Here is a 16286-nt window from a genome sequence, read left to right on the forward strand (position 1 = left end):
GGCAAGTCAACCTTGCTCAAGATCATGGCAGGCATCGAGGAAGTCTCCAATGGCGATGCCCGTCTTACCCCCGGCTACACCGTGGGCATCCTTCAGCAGGAGCCCCCGCTGGACGATGACAAGACCGTGATTGAAAACGTCCGCATGGCGTTTGGCGACATCCTTGCCAAGGTCGACCGCTTCAACAAGATCGGCGAGGAGATGTGCGATCCCGATGCCGATATGGACGCCCTGATGGCCGAGATGGGCCGCCTGCAGGACGAGATCGATACCGCCGACGGCTGGGATATCGACTCCAAGTTGGGCGTCGCCATGGACGCGCTGCAGCTGCCCGATTCGGATATGCCCGTCAACGTCCTTTCCGGCGGCGAGCGCCGTCGCGTCGCGCTGTGCAAGCTGCTCCTCGAGGCTCCCGACCTGTTGCTTTTGGACGAGCCCACCAACCACCTGGACGCCGAGTCCGTACTGTGGCTGGAGCACTTCTTGAAGAACTACCCCGGCGCTGTACTCGCCGTCACCCATGACCGCTACTTCTTGGATAACGTCGCCGAGTGGATCTGCGAGGTAGACCGCGGCCATCTGTATCCCTACAAGGGCAACTACTCCACCTACCTGGAGACCAAGGCAGCCCGTATCGCCGCCCAGGGCCAGCGCGACGAGCGCCTGGCAAAGCGCATGGCTGCCGAAATCGAATGGGTGCGCTCCAGCCCCAAGGCTCGCCAGGCCAAGAACAAGGCCCGTCTTGCCCGCTACGAGGAGATGGAAGCGGAGGCTCGCGCCAGCCAGAAACTCGATTACACCGATATCCGTATTCCCGTGGGTCCGCGCCTGGGCGCCAAGGTCCTGGTTGCCGAGCATCTGCACAAGGAGTTCGACGGCCGCGTGCTGATCGACGACCTCTCCTTCACCCTGCCGCGCAACGGCATCGTGGGCGTCATCGGCCCCAACGGCGTCGGCAAGTCCACGCTGTTCAAGTGCATCGTTGGGCTCGAGGAGCTATCCGGCGGCAACCTGGAGATCGGTGAGACCGTAAAGATTTCCTACGTCGACCAGAACCGCTCTGGCATCGATCCCGATAAGAACCTGTGGGAGGTTGTCTCCGACGGTCTGGACATCATGCAGGTTGGCGAGAGCGAGGTGCCCAGCCGCGCCTACGTTGCCAGCTTCGGCTTCAAGGGTTCCGACCAGCAGAAGCGCGCCGGTGTTCTCTCTGGTGGCGAGCGCAACCGCCTGAACCTCGCCCTCACCCTCAAGCAGGGCGGCAACCTGCTGCTTTTGGACGAGCCTACCAACGACTTGGACGTCGAGACCCTGTCCTCCCTGGAGTCCGCGCTGCTTGAGTTCCCCGGTTGCTCCGTGGTCATCAGCCACGACCGCATGTTCCTCGACCGCGTCGCCACGCATATCCTGGCGTGGGAGGGCACGGATGAAAATCCGGGTAACTGGTATTGGTTCGAGGGCAACTTCGAGGCGTACCAGGAGAACCGCGTCGCGCGCTTGGGCGAGGACGCCGCTCAGCCCCATCGCATTCGTCGCAAGCTCACCCGCGACTAGCGCTTTATTCGCGAGAGATTCGCTAAGACAAAACGGCTCCCAACCGCGCTCTCATTACTGGCAAGGTCTGTGGGGTCGCGGTGGAATCGATTGAGGACCCCCTTATGCGGGAGCTGCGCTATCTCGACAAGCTTGTGGACGAGTTAGCAAAAGGGCGCCCCCTGGAGAAGATCTGCCGTGCATAAAGATTGCTGCAGCAAACGGGAGCGCCCTGCTGTAATGGCGGGGCGCTCCCGGTCTATTGGTGCGAACTGTTCGCGACTGGTTTACAGCCACGCGGCATCGTCCATATAAATGGGCTCAAAACGATGAGCGGGCTACTCTGCGTCATCGCTATCTGCGACGGTGACCGAGTCGATGGCCCACGCGGCCCCCATGCCGGCTTCGCGACGCCTGCGAATGACTACATCCGCGGTTGCGCGTTGGCCGTTTTGCAAGTAGCAGATCGAAAACGTCGCCTTGCTCCTGCTCGCCTCGATGCTTCCGCGTTCGCGCGCGATAAGGCAGTATTCCGAAACAATGCCCATGACGTCGGCGCCATAAGGGTAGAGCATGGTAAGGGAGTGCAGCAGGGGACCGGGGCAGAAGACCTCGCTGCTAAAGTCCAGCGGAAAATCGCTTGGCAGCGCGGGTGCTACCGGTGCGGGTTCAGGTGCGGGCGTGGACGAGGAGTCGGCGGCGGGTGCGAGGGGCTCTGCCGCTGTCGCAGAGGGATCTGCTCCCTCTTGCGGCGTGGGCAGGGACGCGTCTCCCTTTGGCGTCTTGTCGGCGGCCTCCTGGTGAGCGATCTCGGCGTTGGGGGCATCGTCGGCCTCCTGCTCCAGAACGGGCTTTTCGCTTGGGGCCGTCTCGTTTTGCGCGGCATCGTCTTGGTGCTCGGCGTCCTCCATGGCGGCCATGTCCGCTTCCGCCTCTGCGCGGGCGCGGGCTTCCGCTTCGGCGAGTTCCCGTGCCGCCTCGGCTTCCTTTTGCGCGGCGCGCTCCGCGATGGCGGCGGCGATAACGGCGGCGCGGCGCTCGCGCGCGATCTGCGCGGCGCGTGCTGCGGCGGCGGTAGCTTCTTGCGCGGCGCGGCGGGCGGCCTGTGCGGCGGCTTTTTCGGCGGCGCACTTGGCTAGCTCTTCGGGCGTGGCTACCAGGGACGATTCGCCCTGCTGGCCCGTATAGGGGTCATAGGTGACGGTGAGGGCGATACGGGGGGAGTCCGCAGCGCGCTCTTCGGCGTCTTGCGCTGCGTTGTCGCCGCCGGGTGCGGCTTCAGACTCGGAAGCGTTTGCCCTTGCTGCGGTATCGTCCGCTTTGTCCTCGTCCTCGTCCTTTGCGGTATCTGCCTGGTCGGCTTCGATGCCTTCAAGCGAGAAGTTGGCATTGCGCAGGCGCGGGTCGCGGGTGGCGGCTTTCTGTGGTGCTGTGGGCGTTGAGTCGGCCGTCGCTGCATTGGACAGGGCGGCGCCTGACGCAGAGGCGCTGCTTTCGGCAGCGTTGCGATCGGGGAGGGCTGGCGCATCGTCCTCGTCCGTCATTGCGGCGGGGGAGTCGGATGGGGTCTCGTCGCGCTTCACGCGCTTGGGACAGCTTGGCTTGATCGATTTGTCGCCCTTCTTTTTCTTCCAGGGCTTGTTTCCCTTTGCGGGAGCCTTGATCTCGGGGGCGGCAAGTGCCTTGTCCCAATCCTCGCGGGGCAAAACGGTGGCGTAGGCTCGGCCGCCTTTAAACAAGGTGATCTTCACCACGTCTGCGCCAAGCGCCTCTAGAAGTTGCAAGGTGGAGTCAAACCCCAGGTCTTCGGCGGTCAGGCGGTCTTGCGCTAAAACCTCGTCCACACGGGTGATAAAGGTCTGCTTGCCGCAACCAAGCTGGTCGCGAAGCAGGCGGTACATAAAGAGCTTGTTGGCCTCGGTGAATCGAGGTGATGTGGATGTGCGCGGCATATGTGCTTCTTTCCAAACGGTACGATTGGAAAGAATCTTAACATCCACGGGCCATAGCAGGGCGCATCGCGGGCGATAAAAGCGACGCGAGCGCCTGTGGCGTTACATATTGTTGCTTGCGGCGCTTATTCGGCGGTGGTTCCGCTTGAGGTGCTCGCGCCGTCGGTGGTGCCGCTGCCGTTGGTGGTGGACGAGTCCTGCTTTTGAGAGTCAGACGAGGTTCCGCCTGCGGTGGAGTCCTGCTGGCTGGAGCTTCCGGTGTTCGTTGTGCCGTTGGTTGAGTTGCTGGACGAGGAATCGCTGCCGGTTTGCGCGGAGTTGTCGATCGATTCCTGGCCCTGCGAGCTATCGGCGGAGTCATCGGCCGCCCCGTTGGCGGTAGAGCTGGAATTGCTCGAAATGTCCGTCGTGGTGCCCGTTGCGGTCGAGGAGCTTGCCTCGGAATCGCTTTGCGTGCTCGCATCGGTTGAGGTGGTGCTCTGCGTAAAGATGGGGTTGGGGCGAGTGCCCAGGCCCTCGCCCGCCGTGGCGAGCATGATGGCGCCGCTCACCAAGGCAAGGCTTAGGGCGGCGATGGCTATGGAGGCTATGACCACCTTGCGCTGGGTGCCGGCTCGTTGCGCGGCGGCGCGTGCTTGCAGTTTTGTGGGGGCGACGCGGGCGCTGCGTGCGCTCGTGTAGGCTTGCGCGTAGGGGGTGTGCGCATTCATCTGCGTGGGCTCGGGTGCGCCGTAGGCACCCGCCGGTTTATGAACGGCGTCGAACGTCGCGTTTTGGAGCTTGCGAGCCCCCGCCGATAGTGCGCGTCGATACAGCTGCGTGGCCACAATGGTGACCGCAGAGCTCACGGCGGCGCCAATGACCGAGCCTGCGATGCCTATCTTTGATGCCAACAGCATGGAGGTTGCCGCAGCGGCCGCGCTCGCGGCTATCTGGCCTATAGAGATGCCGTCGAACAGTCCCTCTTTTTTCGCGATGGGTTGCGTGCTGCCAATAGAGGCGTTCTCGCGCGGCCTGGTGTAGACGCTGTCGCGCTCGATCACGCGGGTTCTTTTCATATCGGTATATGTAGGAAAGTCGTTTGCCATTAATCCCCCTTATGAGTCGGGCGCCGTGTGCGGGCAATGAGGCAGCCCGGAAAAATCGTCCATATATTTTGTTACCGCTTGCACGAAATCTGAACGCCCCGCGCCCAGACAACAAAAAGAAGCGACACACAAGGAGAGCCTGTGGAGAATGCATTTCATTCCGCCTGCGCCTCGTGCGTATAATGAGTGGAGCTGATTATCTAGATGGGAGCCATCATGGACGAGTTGATCTTTGCAGGCGTGAGCGGGGCCGCGGGCGCCGGCGATGGTGACGGGTTCTTTCGCATAGCCGCGGCGACGCCCAAGATTCGCGTGGCCGATGTCAAAGGCAACGCGAAGGCGGCTCTTGACGCTGTACGCGAGGCTGCGGCGGCGGGCGTGGGCGCGCTGGCGCTGCCCGAGCTGAACCTTACCGGTTACACCGCGGGCGACCTGTTCCATGATCGGACGCTCTTGCGAGCGTGCGAGCGCGCTCTGGCATGGTTGCTGGCCCAAACCCGTGACCTACCCATCTTCTTCACCGTCGGCCTGCCCTGGGCTCAGGGCGAGAACGTCTACAACGTCGTGGCTGCGTGCTGCCGCGGCCGGCTGTTGGGCCTTACCGTCAAAAAGCATCTTCCCAACCACAGCGAGTTCTACGAGCGGCGTTGGTTTGCCCCCGCGCCGTTAAACGTCTCCTTTGTTCAGGTTCCTGCGGACATTGCCGGTGGACGTTGCGTGCCGTTTGGGTCCGGCATTGTGTATCGCTGCGCGGATGACGGGTGCTCGGGCGTGGTCATCGGTATCGAGGTCTGCGAGGACCTGTGGGTGCCCGAACCGCCGTCGACATCGATGGCGCTGGCGGGCGCGACCGTTATCTTGAATCCCAGCGCCTCGGACGAGGTCATCGGGAAGGCCGGTTACCGCCGCGATTTGGTGTGCGGTCAGAGCGCGCGCCTTTATTGCGCCTACGCGTACGCTGACGCAGGGGAGGGCGAGTCTACAACGGACCTAGTTTTCGCGGGCGATAACATCATTGCCGAGAACGGCAGCCTTCTGGCCCGTAGCGAATTGTTTTCCACGGGGATGGTAGCCGCCGACGTCGATCTTGACCGATTGGCGGCGGAACGCCGCTCCTCGTCCACATGGACGCGTCCGGTATTTGCGACCGGAGCGGTTCAGGAAGTCTCGTTCTCCTATGGCGCCGCGAGGCCTCGCGGCGATGAGCGCGCATGCGATGCCTCCGCGCCCGAGATCCATGAAGTGCCGTCGCTCTTGTATTCAGCGCTTGAAACCCTGCGAGTGGCGCCGCGTGCGCCGTTTGTTCCCGCGGACGACCGCGACTTGGCGCAGCGTTGCGAGACCATCCTCGACTTGCAGACGGTTGGCTTGGCCACGCGCCTGGCAAATACTTCTTCCCAAAACGCGGTCATAGGCCTTTCCGGCGGCCTTGATTCCACGCTTGCCTTGCTGGTATGTGTGCGCGCCTTCGATAGGCTGGGTCTTGCTCGCACGGGCATCATGGCCGTGTCCATGCCCGGCTTTGGCACCACGGGCCGCACAAAGTCCAATGCGCAGCGCCTGGCCGAGCAGCTGGGCGTGTCCTTCCGCGAGATTCCCATCGGCGAGGCCGTGCGCCTGCACTTCTCCGATATCGGCCATGATCCGGAGGTCCAAGACGTAACCTATGAGAACTCGCAGGCGCGCGAGCGCACTCAGATCCTGATGGATTTGGCAAACGAGCTGGGCGGCTTTGTTATTGGTACGGGCGACCTCTCTGAGCTGGCGCTGGGCTGGGCCACTTACAACGCCGACCACATGAGCATGTACGGCGTCAATGCCAGCGTGCCCAAGACACTTGTCCGCCATCTGGTTCGCTACGCCGCCGACGTGTTTGGGGGAGAGATCGCCGAGGTGCTGCTTGACGTGCTCGACACGCCGGTATCGCCGGAGCTTTTGCCGCCCACGGGCGACGATGAGATCGCACAGCGCACCGAAGACCTTGTTGGCCCCTATGAGCTACACGACTTCTTCCTGTACCACATGCTGCGCTTTGGGTTTGCGCCGTCAAAGATCTTCCGTATGGCATGTCGCTCTTTTGAGGGCGTCTACAATCCAGCGACCATTCATGCATGGCTGCGCACGTTCTACCGCCGCTTCTTTGCCCAACAGTTCAAACGCAGCTGCCTGCCCGATGGTCCCAAGGTGGGCAGCGTGACGTTGTCGCCGCGCGGCGATTGGCGCATGCCCAGCGATGCCTCTTCACGGTTGTGGCTGGACGAGGTCGATGCCATAGACGTCGACGGTATCGAGCTGTAGAGAGCTACTCCATCTCCTTATCCGGTTGGATCAGCTCTTCGTATCCGCTGATGGCGTCTCGTGCGTGCGGGATGACCGTCAGCAAGAAGCTGTAGATGACCTCGATGATGAGGGTCGCGGATATTTTAGAAAACGTGAAGTCCACGGTGGTGAGCAGGGCTTCATAGTTGACTGCCCTAAGGACTATGTCTGACATGCGGGCGAGGGGAGAGGTGGCGTCGCCGGTGATGAGGATCGCCGTGGCGCCGCCTTGCTTCGCAGCATGAAGTATTTTTTCAAGTCGCTTGGACTTGCCTGAATTTGAGATGAGAAACAGCACGTCGCCCTTGCGCATGCTGAGCGCCAACGACGTAGAGCTTTCGGTGATGGTGGTGGCGACGCTGCGCAGGCCCAGCTGGCCAAATTTGATAGCCGCGTCGATGGCGACGGCGTTGGTGTTGCCAACCGCCGCAAACAAGATCATGTCGGCACGGGCAAACAGGTCCACGACGCGCCTTAGGGTCTTCTCGTCCAAATAGTCGAGGGTCGATTCTATTTCGCGTATCTTCGCGTGCTTGATGTTGGCAATCGACTGCGGGACGTCGTCCAAAGAGACCTCGCGGGTAATCTGCGTGTTGCCGCCTTGAATTGCAAAGTCATGGGCTAGCGAGAATTGAAAGGCGCGGTAGTTTGCAAAGCCCAGTCGCCTGCAGAAACGCGATACCGACGCCTCGGAGGTGGAGCTTGCCGCAGATAGCTGCGCGCTGGTCATGCGGGGCGCCCTATCGGGGTTGGCGAGGATGAAATCAACGATGCGTTGTTCACTGTCCAGAAAATCCCTGGTTGAGGTAATGAGCGCGAGCGCGCTTGGTTGGTCTGCAGTCGACACGATTCTCTCCTTACAATCTCCCTGTCTACAGCATAGCCCCAAAGTGCAGCGCAATTGCGAAGGAGTAATGAAGCAACCTTACATAACCGCTCGCAGGCGTAAAAATGCCTTTCACGCATGATACACTGCGTGAAAGAAACCTATCAAATGTGCTCATGTAAAGTAGGGTTATCAGATGCACCGCCGGTGCATGGAAGTTAAGGGAGGGAACATGGCAGAGAAGTACGACATTATTGCTGCCACGGGCTGCCCAACGGGTATCGCCCACACCTTCATGGCGAAGGAGGCGCTTGAAAAGGCCGCGGCCGAGCGAGGGCTCACCATCAAGGTCGAGACCCATGGCCAGGTCGGTATCGAGAACGCGCTGACCCCCGCCGAGATTGCCGCGGCTCGCGCCGTGGTGGTCGCCGCCGACAAAGACGTCAACGCCGAGCGCTTCGCCGGCAAGCCCATGGTTTCCGTGGGTGTTTCGCGCGCCATTTCGCAGGAGGCAGCAGGCAAGCTGATCGACGACGCCCTGGCCGCCAAGGCGGACCCCAATGCCGTCGCCGCCGTTGCGCAAGAGGCTCCCAGCGCGGAGAAAGAGAGCTTCGGCCATCAGCTCTACAAGCACCTCATGAACGGCGTTTCCCACATGCTGGTGTTCGTCGTCGCCGGCGGCGTCCTTACCGCCGTCTCCTTCCTGTGGGGCATCACGTCTTTTGATTCCACCGCTTCGGATTACAACACGTTCGCCGCCATGCTTAAGACCATCGGCGGCATCGCTATGAACCTTATGGTTCCCGTGCTGTCCGCTTATATCGCCGAGTCCATCGGAAAGCGCCCCGCTCTGGTTCCTGGTTTCGTCGCCGGTATGATCGCCATCCAGGGCCTGCCCGTTTCTGCTGAGACCGGTCTTATCGATGCCGGAGGTTCCGGCGTGGGCTTTGGTTTCCTGGGCGGAATCGTTGGCGGTTTTCTTTCCGGTTACGTCATCTTGCTGCTGGAGAAGGTATTCGCTAAGCTGCCCGCTAACCTGAACGGTCTCAAGGCGATCTTCCTGTACCCGCTGTTCTCCACGCTCATTGTTGGCCTTGTGATGCTGGGCATCTCCGGCCCCATGGTCACCATCAACAACGGCATGATGGACTTCCTTCGCGGCCTGCAGCACGCCGGCGCTATTCCCTTGGGCATCGCCATTGGCTGCATGTGCGCGGTCGACATGGGTGGTCCGGTCAACAAGGCTGCCTATGTAACCGGCACCATGCTGCTGGGTGCCGGCCTTGAGGCTGGCGTCGGCACGTCCGAGTACGCTGACGGCACCGCGTTCATGGCCGCCGTCTCCGCCGCCTGCATCGTTCCGCCGCTGGTTACCAGCTTCGCGGTTATCGCCGGCAAGAAATACTTCTCCCAGGAAGATCATGACGCCGGTATCGTCAACATCATCCTTGGCTGCACTCACATCACCGAGGGCGCCATCCCGTTCATGACTAAGAACATCTGGCCCGTCATGCCCATCATGATGGTCTCCTCTGCCATCGCCTCCGTGCTAACCTTGCTGTTGGGCGTCCACGTCCCCGCTCCCCATGGTGGCTTCCTGGTGCTTCCCGTGGTTGACGGCGGCCTCCAGTGGGTTCTCGCCATTCTCGTCGGCACCGTTGTTGGCGGCATTCTGTTCACGGCATTCAAGAAGCACGAGTGGACTCGTGAGCAGGCAGCCGCCGCTCCCTCCGTTGCACCTGCGCCCGCCGCTGCGCCGGCCGTCGCCTCCGAGGCTTCCAAGGCCGAGCCGGCCGAGGTCGAGCAGGCTGCCAAGGACAAGGCTGACCAGGCGGATGCTGCCGGTGACTTTGTTAAGGCATCCAACGTCTTCTGCGACCAGAAGGTCGATGGCCGCGATGCCGCGCTGAAGTTCATCTCCGACAACGCCGTTGCAGCCGGCATCGCTGACGACGCTGACACGCTGCTCGCCGCGTTCCTTAAGCGCGAGGCGGAGGGCACCACGGGTATGGTCGATGGCTTCGCGATTCCGCACGCCAAGACCGATGCCGTCAAGCAGGCTTCCGTCATGGTTCTCAAGGCCCCTGAGGGCGTCCCCGGATGGGATACCATGGACGAGGCGCCCGTCACCTGCGCCATCGCGCTGCTTGTTCCCGAGGCAGAGGCCGGTACTTCGCACCTGCAGATTCTCTCCAAGGTTGCCATGGCGCTTACGGACGATGATTTCCGCGCCGCCTGCAAGGACGCGACCGATCCCGCTGCGGTCGCTTCCCTTATCAACGAGCGCCTGGTCTAAGGCCTCGCCGCGGGCTCGCATTAGAGCCGTCCGCTGACGTTTCGCCCGGGCCGGTGGTTTTCATCGGTCCGGGTTCTCTTTATCACCTGTATGTGACGGGAGGACTCACATGATCTACACCCTCACGGCCAACCCCGCGATCGACTACAACGTTTCTTGCGACCACTTGGATGCCAACACGGTCACCCGTACCCGCGATGCGGTTTATTCGCCCAACGGCAAGGGTCTCAACGTCTCGTTCACGCTTGACCACTACAACGTGCCCACCGCCATCCTGGGCTTCTTCGCCGGCTTCTCCGGTAAGTTCATCGTCGAGGGCGCGCGTGAGCGTGGCGTCGAGGTGAAGCCCGTGTGGACCGAGGGCATCACGCGCGTCAACGTCTTCCTCAACGCCGGCGAGGGCGTTGAATACAACATGGTTAATGCCGGCGCCGCCATCACGCCTGCAGACGAGGACGCCATGGTCGAGCTCATCTCCTCGCTCGAGGACCTTGATTGCCTGGTCATCTCAGGTTCCCTGCCCCCTAATACCTCCAATGGTTTTTTGCGCCGTGTCCTTGAGACCGTTCGCGCCAAGAGCTCCAGCTTTGTTCTGGATATCTCAAGCACGCAGCTTGTCGATTTGCTTGAGCTTGAGCCCCTGCTTATCAAGCCCAACGACGACGAGCTTCGTGATATCTTCGGCCTGGACGTGCAGCCTGGTGACGATGGTTCCGCCGTCTCCGCCCTAGCGGATCTGCACCGTCGCGGCGCCCAAAACGTACTGCTCACGCTGGGTGGCGCGGGCGCGTACTTTTCCAACGGCGAGCACGTGTGGTTTGCCCATAACATCCATAAGGTAAAGGTGCTTTCCACCGTCTGCGCTGGCGACTCCTCGCTTGCGGCGTTCCTTTCGATCTGGGGTTTTGAACCCGATCGCGTGGAAGACGCCCTCAAGCGCTCTATGGCCACCGGTGCCAACGTGGTCGAGTGTCCCGGCCTGGGTGATTTTGCCCATGTGGACGAGTACCAGGGTTACATCGAAGTGCGCCTGGTTAAGTAGCTGCTCGCCTGTGCGTTCGCGATAGGTTTCGATATGGGCCGCCTTGCCAAGTGCGGCGGCCTACGCCTTGACGCAGGTGCATAATGGTGAGGATGTATAAATGTCGATATCCCATCATGAGAGGGGATGTTTCCATGCAATTCTCTTCCAGGCTCGATCGTTTTGGTGACGAGGTGTTCGCTGCCCTCAATGCACGTAAGGTTGCTCTCGAGGAGGCGGGCCGCACTATCTACAACCTATCCGTGGGAACACCCGATTTCGCTCCGTATGATCATGTCGTTGACGCGCTCATCGATGCTGCGCGCGATCCCCAGATGTGGAAGTACAGCCTGCGCGATCTGCCGGAGATGAAGCAGGCGGTGTGCGACTACTACAAACGTCGTTTTGACGTTGATGGGATCACGCCAGATATGGTCTGCTCGGTCAACGGTACCCAGGAGGGCGTGGGGCACTTTGCGCTCGCCTTGCTCGATCCGGGCGATGTTGTGCTGGTCCCCGATCCCTGTTACCCCGTCTTCGAGGCGGGCGCCAAGCTCGCCGGCGCCGAGCTCTCGTATTATCCGCTTAATGCCGAGCACCATTTTTTGCCCTACGTCGCCGGCATCGATCCGGCCGTTGCCGATCGCGCCAAGTATATGATCGTGTCGTTGCCCGCCAATCCGGTTGGTAGCGTGGGTACCCCGGAGCTATACGAGGAGATTATCGCATTCGCGCGCGAGCACGACCTTCTCATCGTCCACGACAACGCTTATTCCGATATCACCTACGATGGTCCGCGCGGAGGCAGCTTCCTTTCGTATCCCGGCGCGCTTCAGGTTGGAGTCGAGTTCTTCTCGCTTTCCAAGTCTTTCAACGTCACCGGCGCTCGCATTGGTTTTCTTGTGGGCCGAGCTGATGTTGTCGCCGCGTTCTCTAAGCTTCGCAGCCAGATTGACTTTGGCATGTTCTTGCCGTTGCAGAAGGCCGCCATCGCTGCGCTAACAGGTCCGCTCGAGCAGGTTGAGGATCAACGCTTGGCATATCAGGAGCGTCGCGATGCGCTCTGCGCCGGTCTTGAGTCCTTGGGTTGGGAGCGTCCCAACGCGCATGGTTCCATGTTCATCTGGTGCAAGTTGCCGGGCGGTCGCACGGACTCCATGGCGTTCTGCGAGGAACTTATGGACAAGGCAGGTGTCATAGTTACTCCGGGGGCCAGCTTTGGGCCTTCGGGCGAGGGGTACGTTCGTATGGCGCTGGTGCTTCCGCCCGACCGGATTGCGCTTGCTGTCCAGGCGATACGCGATGCTGGTATCGTTGGTTAATGTCAGCTTCAAACTTAAGATCTATTGTCAATAAAAAATCGGTGTACGGCACTGATAAACTAGTGTAAGCGCGTTAAAATATTCATTGTCTACTGTTGCAGGAATTCGCGGCTCGCTATCTCACAGTCTATGCTTGCCTTAGTTTCTGCTTGAAGGGAAGGAATCTCCCATGGTTAATGACAGGAAAGTCGCTATCGTCGGTTGCGGTTTCGTTGGTTCGTCCTCCGCGTTCGCGTTGATGCAGAGCGGTCTGTTCAGCGAGATGGTGCTCATCGACGTCGATCGCGATCGCGCTGAGGGTGAAGCCCTCGATATCAGCCACGGCGCCCCCTTCGCCAGCCCCATGAAGATCTATGCGGGCGACTATAAGGACGCTGCTGACGCCGCCATCATCGTAGTCACCGCCGGTGCCGCCCAAAAGCCCGGCGAGACCCGTTTGGACCTGGTGAACAAGAACGTCAACATTTTTAAGTCGATTATTCCGCAGATTCGCGAGGTCGGCTTCGAGGGCATCCTGCTCATCGTCTCCAACCCCGTCGACGTTCTCACCTATGCCGCCATCAAGATGAGCGGTCTGCCCGAGAGCCGCGTTATCGGTTCCGGCACCGTGCTCGACTCCGCTCGTCTTAAGGACGCCCTGGGCGCGCACCTTGGCGTCGACCCCCGCAACGTTCACGCCTATATCATCGGCGAGCATGGTGACTCTGAGCTCGCTGTTTGGTCCAGCGCCAACGTCTCCGGTGTGCCGCTGCATGATTTCTGCGAGATGCGCGGCCACTTCGATCACGAGGCTTCCGAGAAGCGCATCGCTGACGAGGTCAAGAACGCTGCGTACGAGATCATCAACAAGAAGCACGCAACCTACTACGGAATCGCCATGTCCGTGAAGCGCCTCTGCACCGCCATCATGCGCGACGAGAAGCACATTCTGCCCGTTTCGAGCCTGATGGTCGGCGAGTACGGTTTGGAGGATATCGCTATCTCCATGCCCACCATCGTTGGCCGCAACGGCGTCGAGTGCCGCGTGCCCGTCTCCTTGGACGAGGACGAGCTCGCCGAGCTGCATCGCTCGGCCTCCGCTTTGAAGGACGTTATCGACCAGGTCGACTTTAACGCGTAAATCGTTTAGAACCGCATTGAATTGCCCTTGCAAGACTCCGTTGCGTTCGTGCGGCGGGGTCTTTTTCGTTTCCGCCTCATCTGGCGATGCAAGGAGGCGGTCATCCGCGTTTGTTGGATGATTGCTGGGTATTGCGGCCAGTTTTGCGTCTTGCTTGGGTAATATGTAGCTACTGGCGAGGCGGGCGGTAGGCCTTTGTCTCATTACCCTGCAGGAGGCTGCATATGATTCTTGTGGACAAGATCAAGAAGAGCCTGGGATTCTCTTCCGAGACGGTGGAGCATCCCAGTGCTACGTTCGCAACCAGGCCGGATTCCATCTACGCCCCCATCTCGGGCGTTCTGGTAGAGCTTTCGGAGATTGACGACGACTCCATTTCGTCCGGCTTGTTTGGCCGCGGCTACGGCATCGTCCCCGTTGGTAACGTCATCTACGCTCCCGCTAACGGCCGCATCGCCGCCACCACGGTCAGCAACCACTCTATCGGTCTGCGCACCGATAACGGCATCGAACTTATCATTCACGTTGGTATCGACACCGTCAAGATGGAGGGCAAGGGCTTCAACCGCCTGGTTGAGTCCGAGCAAGAGGTCAAGGCGGGCCAACCCATTCTCGTTTTCGATGACGACGCTATCAAGGCCGCGGGCTACGATGACGTGGTTACGGTTATCGTTACCAGCCCGTCGCTGCTTGATAAGGTGAAGCTCGTCGGCCAGTCCAACACGCTGTTCGCCGATCATCCGTTGGTCAAGATCGGTGACCCGCTCGTGGTCGTCAAGGCCTAACGGCGTGCATGGAGTCCAAGGGCTTCTCGTTCATTCATATCGATTGGGAGCGCCCCTGCCTTACGGGTACGGCGGCGCTCCTTTTATGCGTATCAACGGGTAGTTAGAGGTTACATGAAAGTCAATCACGCCATCTTGCATATTCTCGATTTCGAGTCGGCCGTAAACGTCATGTCGCAGCGCGAGCTCGACCTGGACACGCGGGCGGTGAGGTCCTTTGTCACCTCGCACCTGCGTCGCGCCCGTACTTCCGGTGATAACAAACGCGGGGCGTTCGCCGAGAACAGCGCCTTTGCCGGCGAGCTCAAGGGCTTCTTCTTTGGCGAGCGCGACTTCATCGATTTGTCCCAGCAGATCGCGGAATTTGTCTCCGGTGAGCTTGCAAAGGCGGAGAAGGTTGAGTCGACCGATGTCTTTGTGGCGGATTTTGAGGACGATGACGACGTCCGCTGGTTCGCCGTCATGCTTATGAACAGCCGCATGGCGTTTATGCACGAGGTAGCGCGCGAGGGCGGCGAGGTTCGCAACGATATCACCCGTCATTACGCGATTCTGCCCAGCCCTTCGCAAAAGGTGGCATCGTTCGCGTTGGTTCGCGCCAGCACCATGGACGTTTATTTCCAGGACAAGAAGCGCAAGATCGCCGGCGAAGATACCCTCTTGATTCCCGACGGCCTGCTGCAGTGCGAGACAGGGGTTTCCGGCAAAGAGGTTATCGATGCCGTGACGCGCGTGGTGGAGCAGGTGGCGGAAGAGCATGGCGCCAATACCGCGGTGGCCCTCGCCAAAGCGAAGGCTGCTGTTGCCGAGGCAGTGGAAGAGGACGAGGAGCTTCCGCCGTGGGATATTGTGGACGAGGCGTTTGAGGATGAGCCCGTTATGCGCGACGCCATCAAGGCGAGCCTAAAGGAGGAGCGCCTGCCCGAGCGCGTTCCGGTGGAGCGCGCGCAGGTTGAACGCGCGGCGGTCCGCAACCATAAGATCCGTACCGACACCGGCATAGAGATCAGCTTTCCTGCGGAAATGGTCGACAACCCGGATTACATTGAGTTTGTGAACGAGCCCAATGGACTAATCTCCATTTCTCTGCGCAATATCGGCAGTTTCGAGAACCGATAGGCGTTTGACTCGGTGTCGGGGGTGGGAGGCTCTATGTGTGTTCGCATGTGCCCTTTAAGCTTTGAGGAGGCCCGAGATGCGCTCGAGGCCCGTAAGCAAACGGGCAGGGCGAGGGTGAAGCGCGCGGACGAATTCGATGCCGATTTCGATGCGTATCCCGGCGCTCGCGTTCCCGCCTATGTGCCTGGTCCAGACGGCAATCTTGTCACCGTGGCCCTTACGTGGGGTTTTTCGCTTGAGGGTAAGAAAGGATCCGTCTACAACACGCGCATAGAGTCCGCTTTAGAACAGCTTCGCCAAGGGAGGCGCGGCATGTGGGCCAACGCGATAGCTCGTGGGCGATGCCTGGTTCCCGTTTGGGCATTTTACGAGGGACACCGCACAGAAACCGAATTGAGCGAGAAGACGGGAAAGCTCGTTCGCCGTCAGTACAGGTTTAGGCTGCAGCATGCCGGCGCGTTTTTGCTAGCCGGCGTTCAGCAAGAAGGCCAGCTATCCATCGTTACTACCCAGCCCAATGCAGCCGTCTCTCCCGTGCATGATCGTATGCCGTTGGTGCTTGGGGCGGGGGAGTCGAGCATCTGGTTGGGTGCAGATTTTGCAACGCTGGCGGACAGGTCGGCGATTCAACTTACTGCAATTCCCGAACACTGATGAGTGCGTGGAGGTTTACGTGAACGATAGAGCAAGGGAATCTAAAGGCGGCAATCTGTGGGTAATTGCTTTTGACAAGGAGACCGGTGAGCGCATCGACTTTGTTAGTTGCCCCAAGGGTCAGGTTCCCGCGCACACGATGATCTTCGAAATGAAGGGCTATCGCGTGGAGGTTCTAGACGGTGATGAGCTTGATAAAAGAATCTCCCAAGGGCTCAGGTGACTTAGCGAGGGTTCGTGGGGTCCTCCGT

General features: G+C 60.5%; 13 protein-coding genes and 1 pseudogene. 11 read left to right on the forward strand and 3 right to left on the reverse strand.

The window, feature by feature from the left end; all coding sequences use genetic code 11:
• Both ettA and B3H65_RS07500 read left to right on the forward strand, forming a co-directional pair.
• Nucleotides 1-1554: energy-dependent translational throttle protein EttA (ettA, locus tag B3H65_RS07495; RefSeq protein WP_286684761.1), on the forward strand; the 1554-nt coding region annotated here is incomplete at its 5' end.
• Between the two features lie 44 nt (nt 1555-1598).
• Nucleotides 1599-1739, forward strand: a pseudogene (locus tag B3H65_RS07500) (DUF2200 family protein); the annotation flags it as partial.
• 132 nt (nt 1740-1871) lie between these two features.
• Here B3H65_RS07500 and B3H65_RS07505 read toward each other — a convergent pair.
• Both B3H65_RS07505 and B3H65_RS07510 read right to left on the reverse strand, forming a co-directional pair.
• Nucleotides 1872-3485, reverse strand: a complete 1614-nt coding sequence (locus tag B3H65_RS07505; RefSeq protein ID WP_286684762.1) for a hypothetical protein — start codon at nt 3483-3485, stop codon at nt 1872-1874.
• Between the two features lie 125 nt (nt 3486-3610).
• Nucleotides 3611-4573, reverse strand: a complete 963-nt coding sequence (locus B3H65_RS07510) for a hypothetical protein (RefSeq protein ID WP_286684763.1) — start codon at nt 4571-4573, stop codon at nt 3611-3613.
• 216 nt (nt 4574-4789) lie between these two features.
• Between B3H65_RS07510 and B3H65_RS07515 the strand changes: the two genes are divergently transcribed.
• Nucleotides 4790-6871, forward strand: a complete 2082-nt coding sequence (locus B3H65_RS07515; protein ID WP_286684764.1) for an NAD(+) synthase — start codon at nt 4790-4792, stop codon at nt 6869-6871.
• Nucleotides 6872-6875: 4 nt separating this feature from the next.
• Here the strand turns inward: B3H65_RS07515 and B3H65_RS07520 are convergent, their stop codons facing one another.
• Nucleotides 6876-7739 (reverse strand): MurR/RpiR family transcriptional regulator, encoded by an 864-nt coding sequence (locus B3H65_RS07520; protein WP_286684765.1) that lies wholly within the window; start codon nt 7737-7739, stop codon nt 6876-6878.
• Between the two features lie 211 nt (nt 7740-7950).
• Here B3H65_RS07520 and B3H65_RS07525 point away from each other — a divergent pair, with 211 nt between their 5' ends.
• The 8 genes from B3H65_RS07525 to B3H65_RS07560 all read left to right on the forward strand — a co-directional run bounded on the left by B3H65_RS07525 (nt 7951) and on the right by B3H65_RS07560 (nt 16258).
• Nucleotides 7951-10014 (forward strand): fructose-specific PTS transporter subunit EIIC, encoded by a 2064-nt coding sequence (locus B3H65_RS07525; RefSeq protein WP_286684766.1) that lies wholly within the window; start codon nt 7951-7953, stop codon nt 10012-10014.
• 109 nt (nt 10015-10123) lie between these two features.
• Nucleotides 10124-11056: a 1-phosphofructokinase family hexose kinase gene (locus tag B3H65_RS07530; RefSeq protein ID WP_286684767.1), complete on the forward strand. Its 933-nt coding sequence runs from the start codon at nt 10124-10126 to the stop codon at nt 11054-11056.
• Between the two features lie 134 nt (nt 11057-11190).
• A complete protein-coding gene (locus tag B3H65_RS07535; RefSeq protein WP_286684768.1) occupies nt 11191-12357 on the forward strand; it encodes a pyridoxal phosphate-dependent aminotransferase in 1167 nt (388 codons plus the stop codon).
• A gap of 169 nt (nt 12358-12526) precedes the next feature.
• Entirely contained in the window at nt 12527-13477 is a 951-nt protein-coding gene (locus B3H65_RS07540; RefSeq protein ID WP_009140202.1) for an L-lactate dehydrogenase, read from the forward strand.
• A 224-nt stretch (nt 13478-13701) separates the two neighbouring features.
• Nucleotides 13702-14262 carry a PTS sugar transporter subunit IIA gene (locus B3H65_RS07545; protein ID WP_009140205.1) on the forward strand — a complete coding sequence of 187 codons (561 nt, stop codon included), beginning with the start codon at nt 13702-13704 and terminating at the stop codon, nt 14260-14262.
• A gap of 114 nt (nt 14263-14376) precedes the next feature.
• A complete protein-coding gene (locus tag B3H65_RS07550; RefSeq protein ID WP_286684769.1) occupies nt 14377-15381 on the forward strand; it encodes a nucleoid-associated protein in 1005 nt (334 codons plus the stop codon).
• A gap of 33 nt (nt 15382-15414) precedes the next feature.
• A complete protein-coding gene (locus B3H65_RS07555; protein WP_286684770.1) occupies nt 15415-16035 on the forward strand; it encodes an SOS response-associated peptidase family protein in 621 nt (206 codons plus the stop codon).
• Nucleotides 16036-16054: 19 nt separating this feature from the next.
• Complete coding sequence (locus B3H65_RS07560) at nt 16055-16258, forward strand: hypothetical protein (protein ID WP_117680236.1); 204 nt, start codon at nt 16055-16057, stop codon at nt 16256-16258.
• The last annotated feature ends 28 nt before the right edge of the window (nt 16259-16286 follow it).

The organism is Collinsella sp. UBA1693 (assembly GCF_002320115.1).
Classification (GTDB): domain Bacteria; phylum Actinomycetota; class Coriobacteriia; order Coriobacteriales; family Coriobacteriaceae; genus Collinsella; species Collinsella tanakaei.

Coding starts and splice junctions, on each gene's coding strand:
- B3H65_RS07535 (WP_286684768.1), top strand. CDS start 11,191: ATGCAATTCTCTTCCAGGCTCGATCGTTTTGGTGACGAGGTGTTCGCT.
- B3H65_RS07515 (WP_286684764.1), top strand. CDS start 4,790: ATGGACGAGTTGATCTTTGCAGGCGTGAGCGGGGCCGCGGGCGCCGGC.
- B3H65_RS07555 (WP_286684770.1), top strand. CDS start 15,415: ATGTGTGTTCGCATGTGCCCTTTAAGCTTTGAGGAGGCCCGAGATGCG.
- B3H65_RS07505 (WP_286684762.1), bottom strand. CDS start 3,485: ATGCCGCGCACATCCACATCACCTCGATTCACCGAGGCCAACAAGCTC.
- B3H65_RS07530 (WP_286684767.1), top strand. CDS start 10,124: ATGATCTACACCCTCACGGCCAACCCCGCGATCGACTACAACGTTTCT.
- B3H65_RS07540 (WP_009140202.1), top strand. CDS start 12,527: ATGGTTAATGACAGGAAAGTCGCTATCGTCGGTTGCGGTTTCGTTGGT.
- B3H65_RS07550 (WP_286684769.1), top strand. CDS start 14,377: ATGAAAGTCAATCACGCCATCTTGCATATTCTCGATTTCGAGTCGGCC.
- B3H65_RS07510 (WP_286684763.1), bottom strand. CDS start 4,573: ATGGCAAACGACTTTCCTACATATACCGATATGAAAAGAACCCGCGTG.
- B3H65_RS07545 (WP_009140205.1), top strand. CDS start 13,702: ATGATTCTTGTGGACAAGATCAAGAAGAGCCTGGGATTCTCTTCCGAG.
- B3H65_RS07525 (WP_286684766.1), top strand. CDS start 7,951: ATGGCAGAGAAGTACGACATTATTGCTGCCACGGGCTGCCCAACGGGT.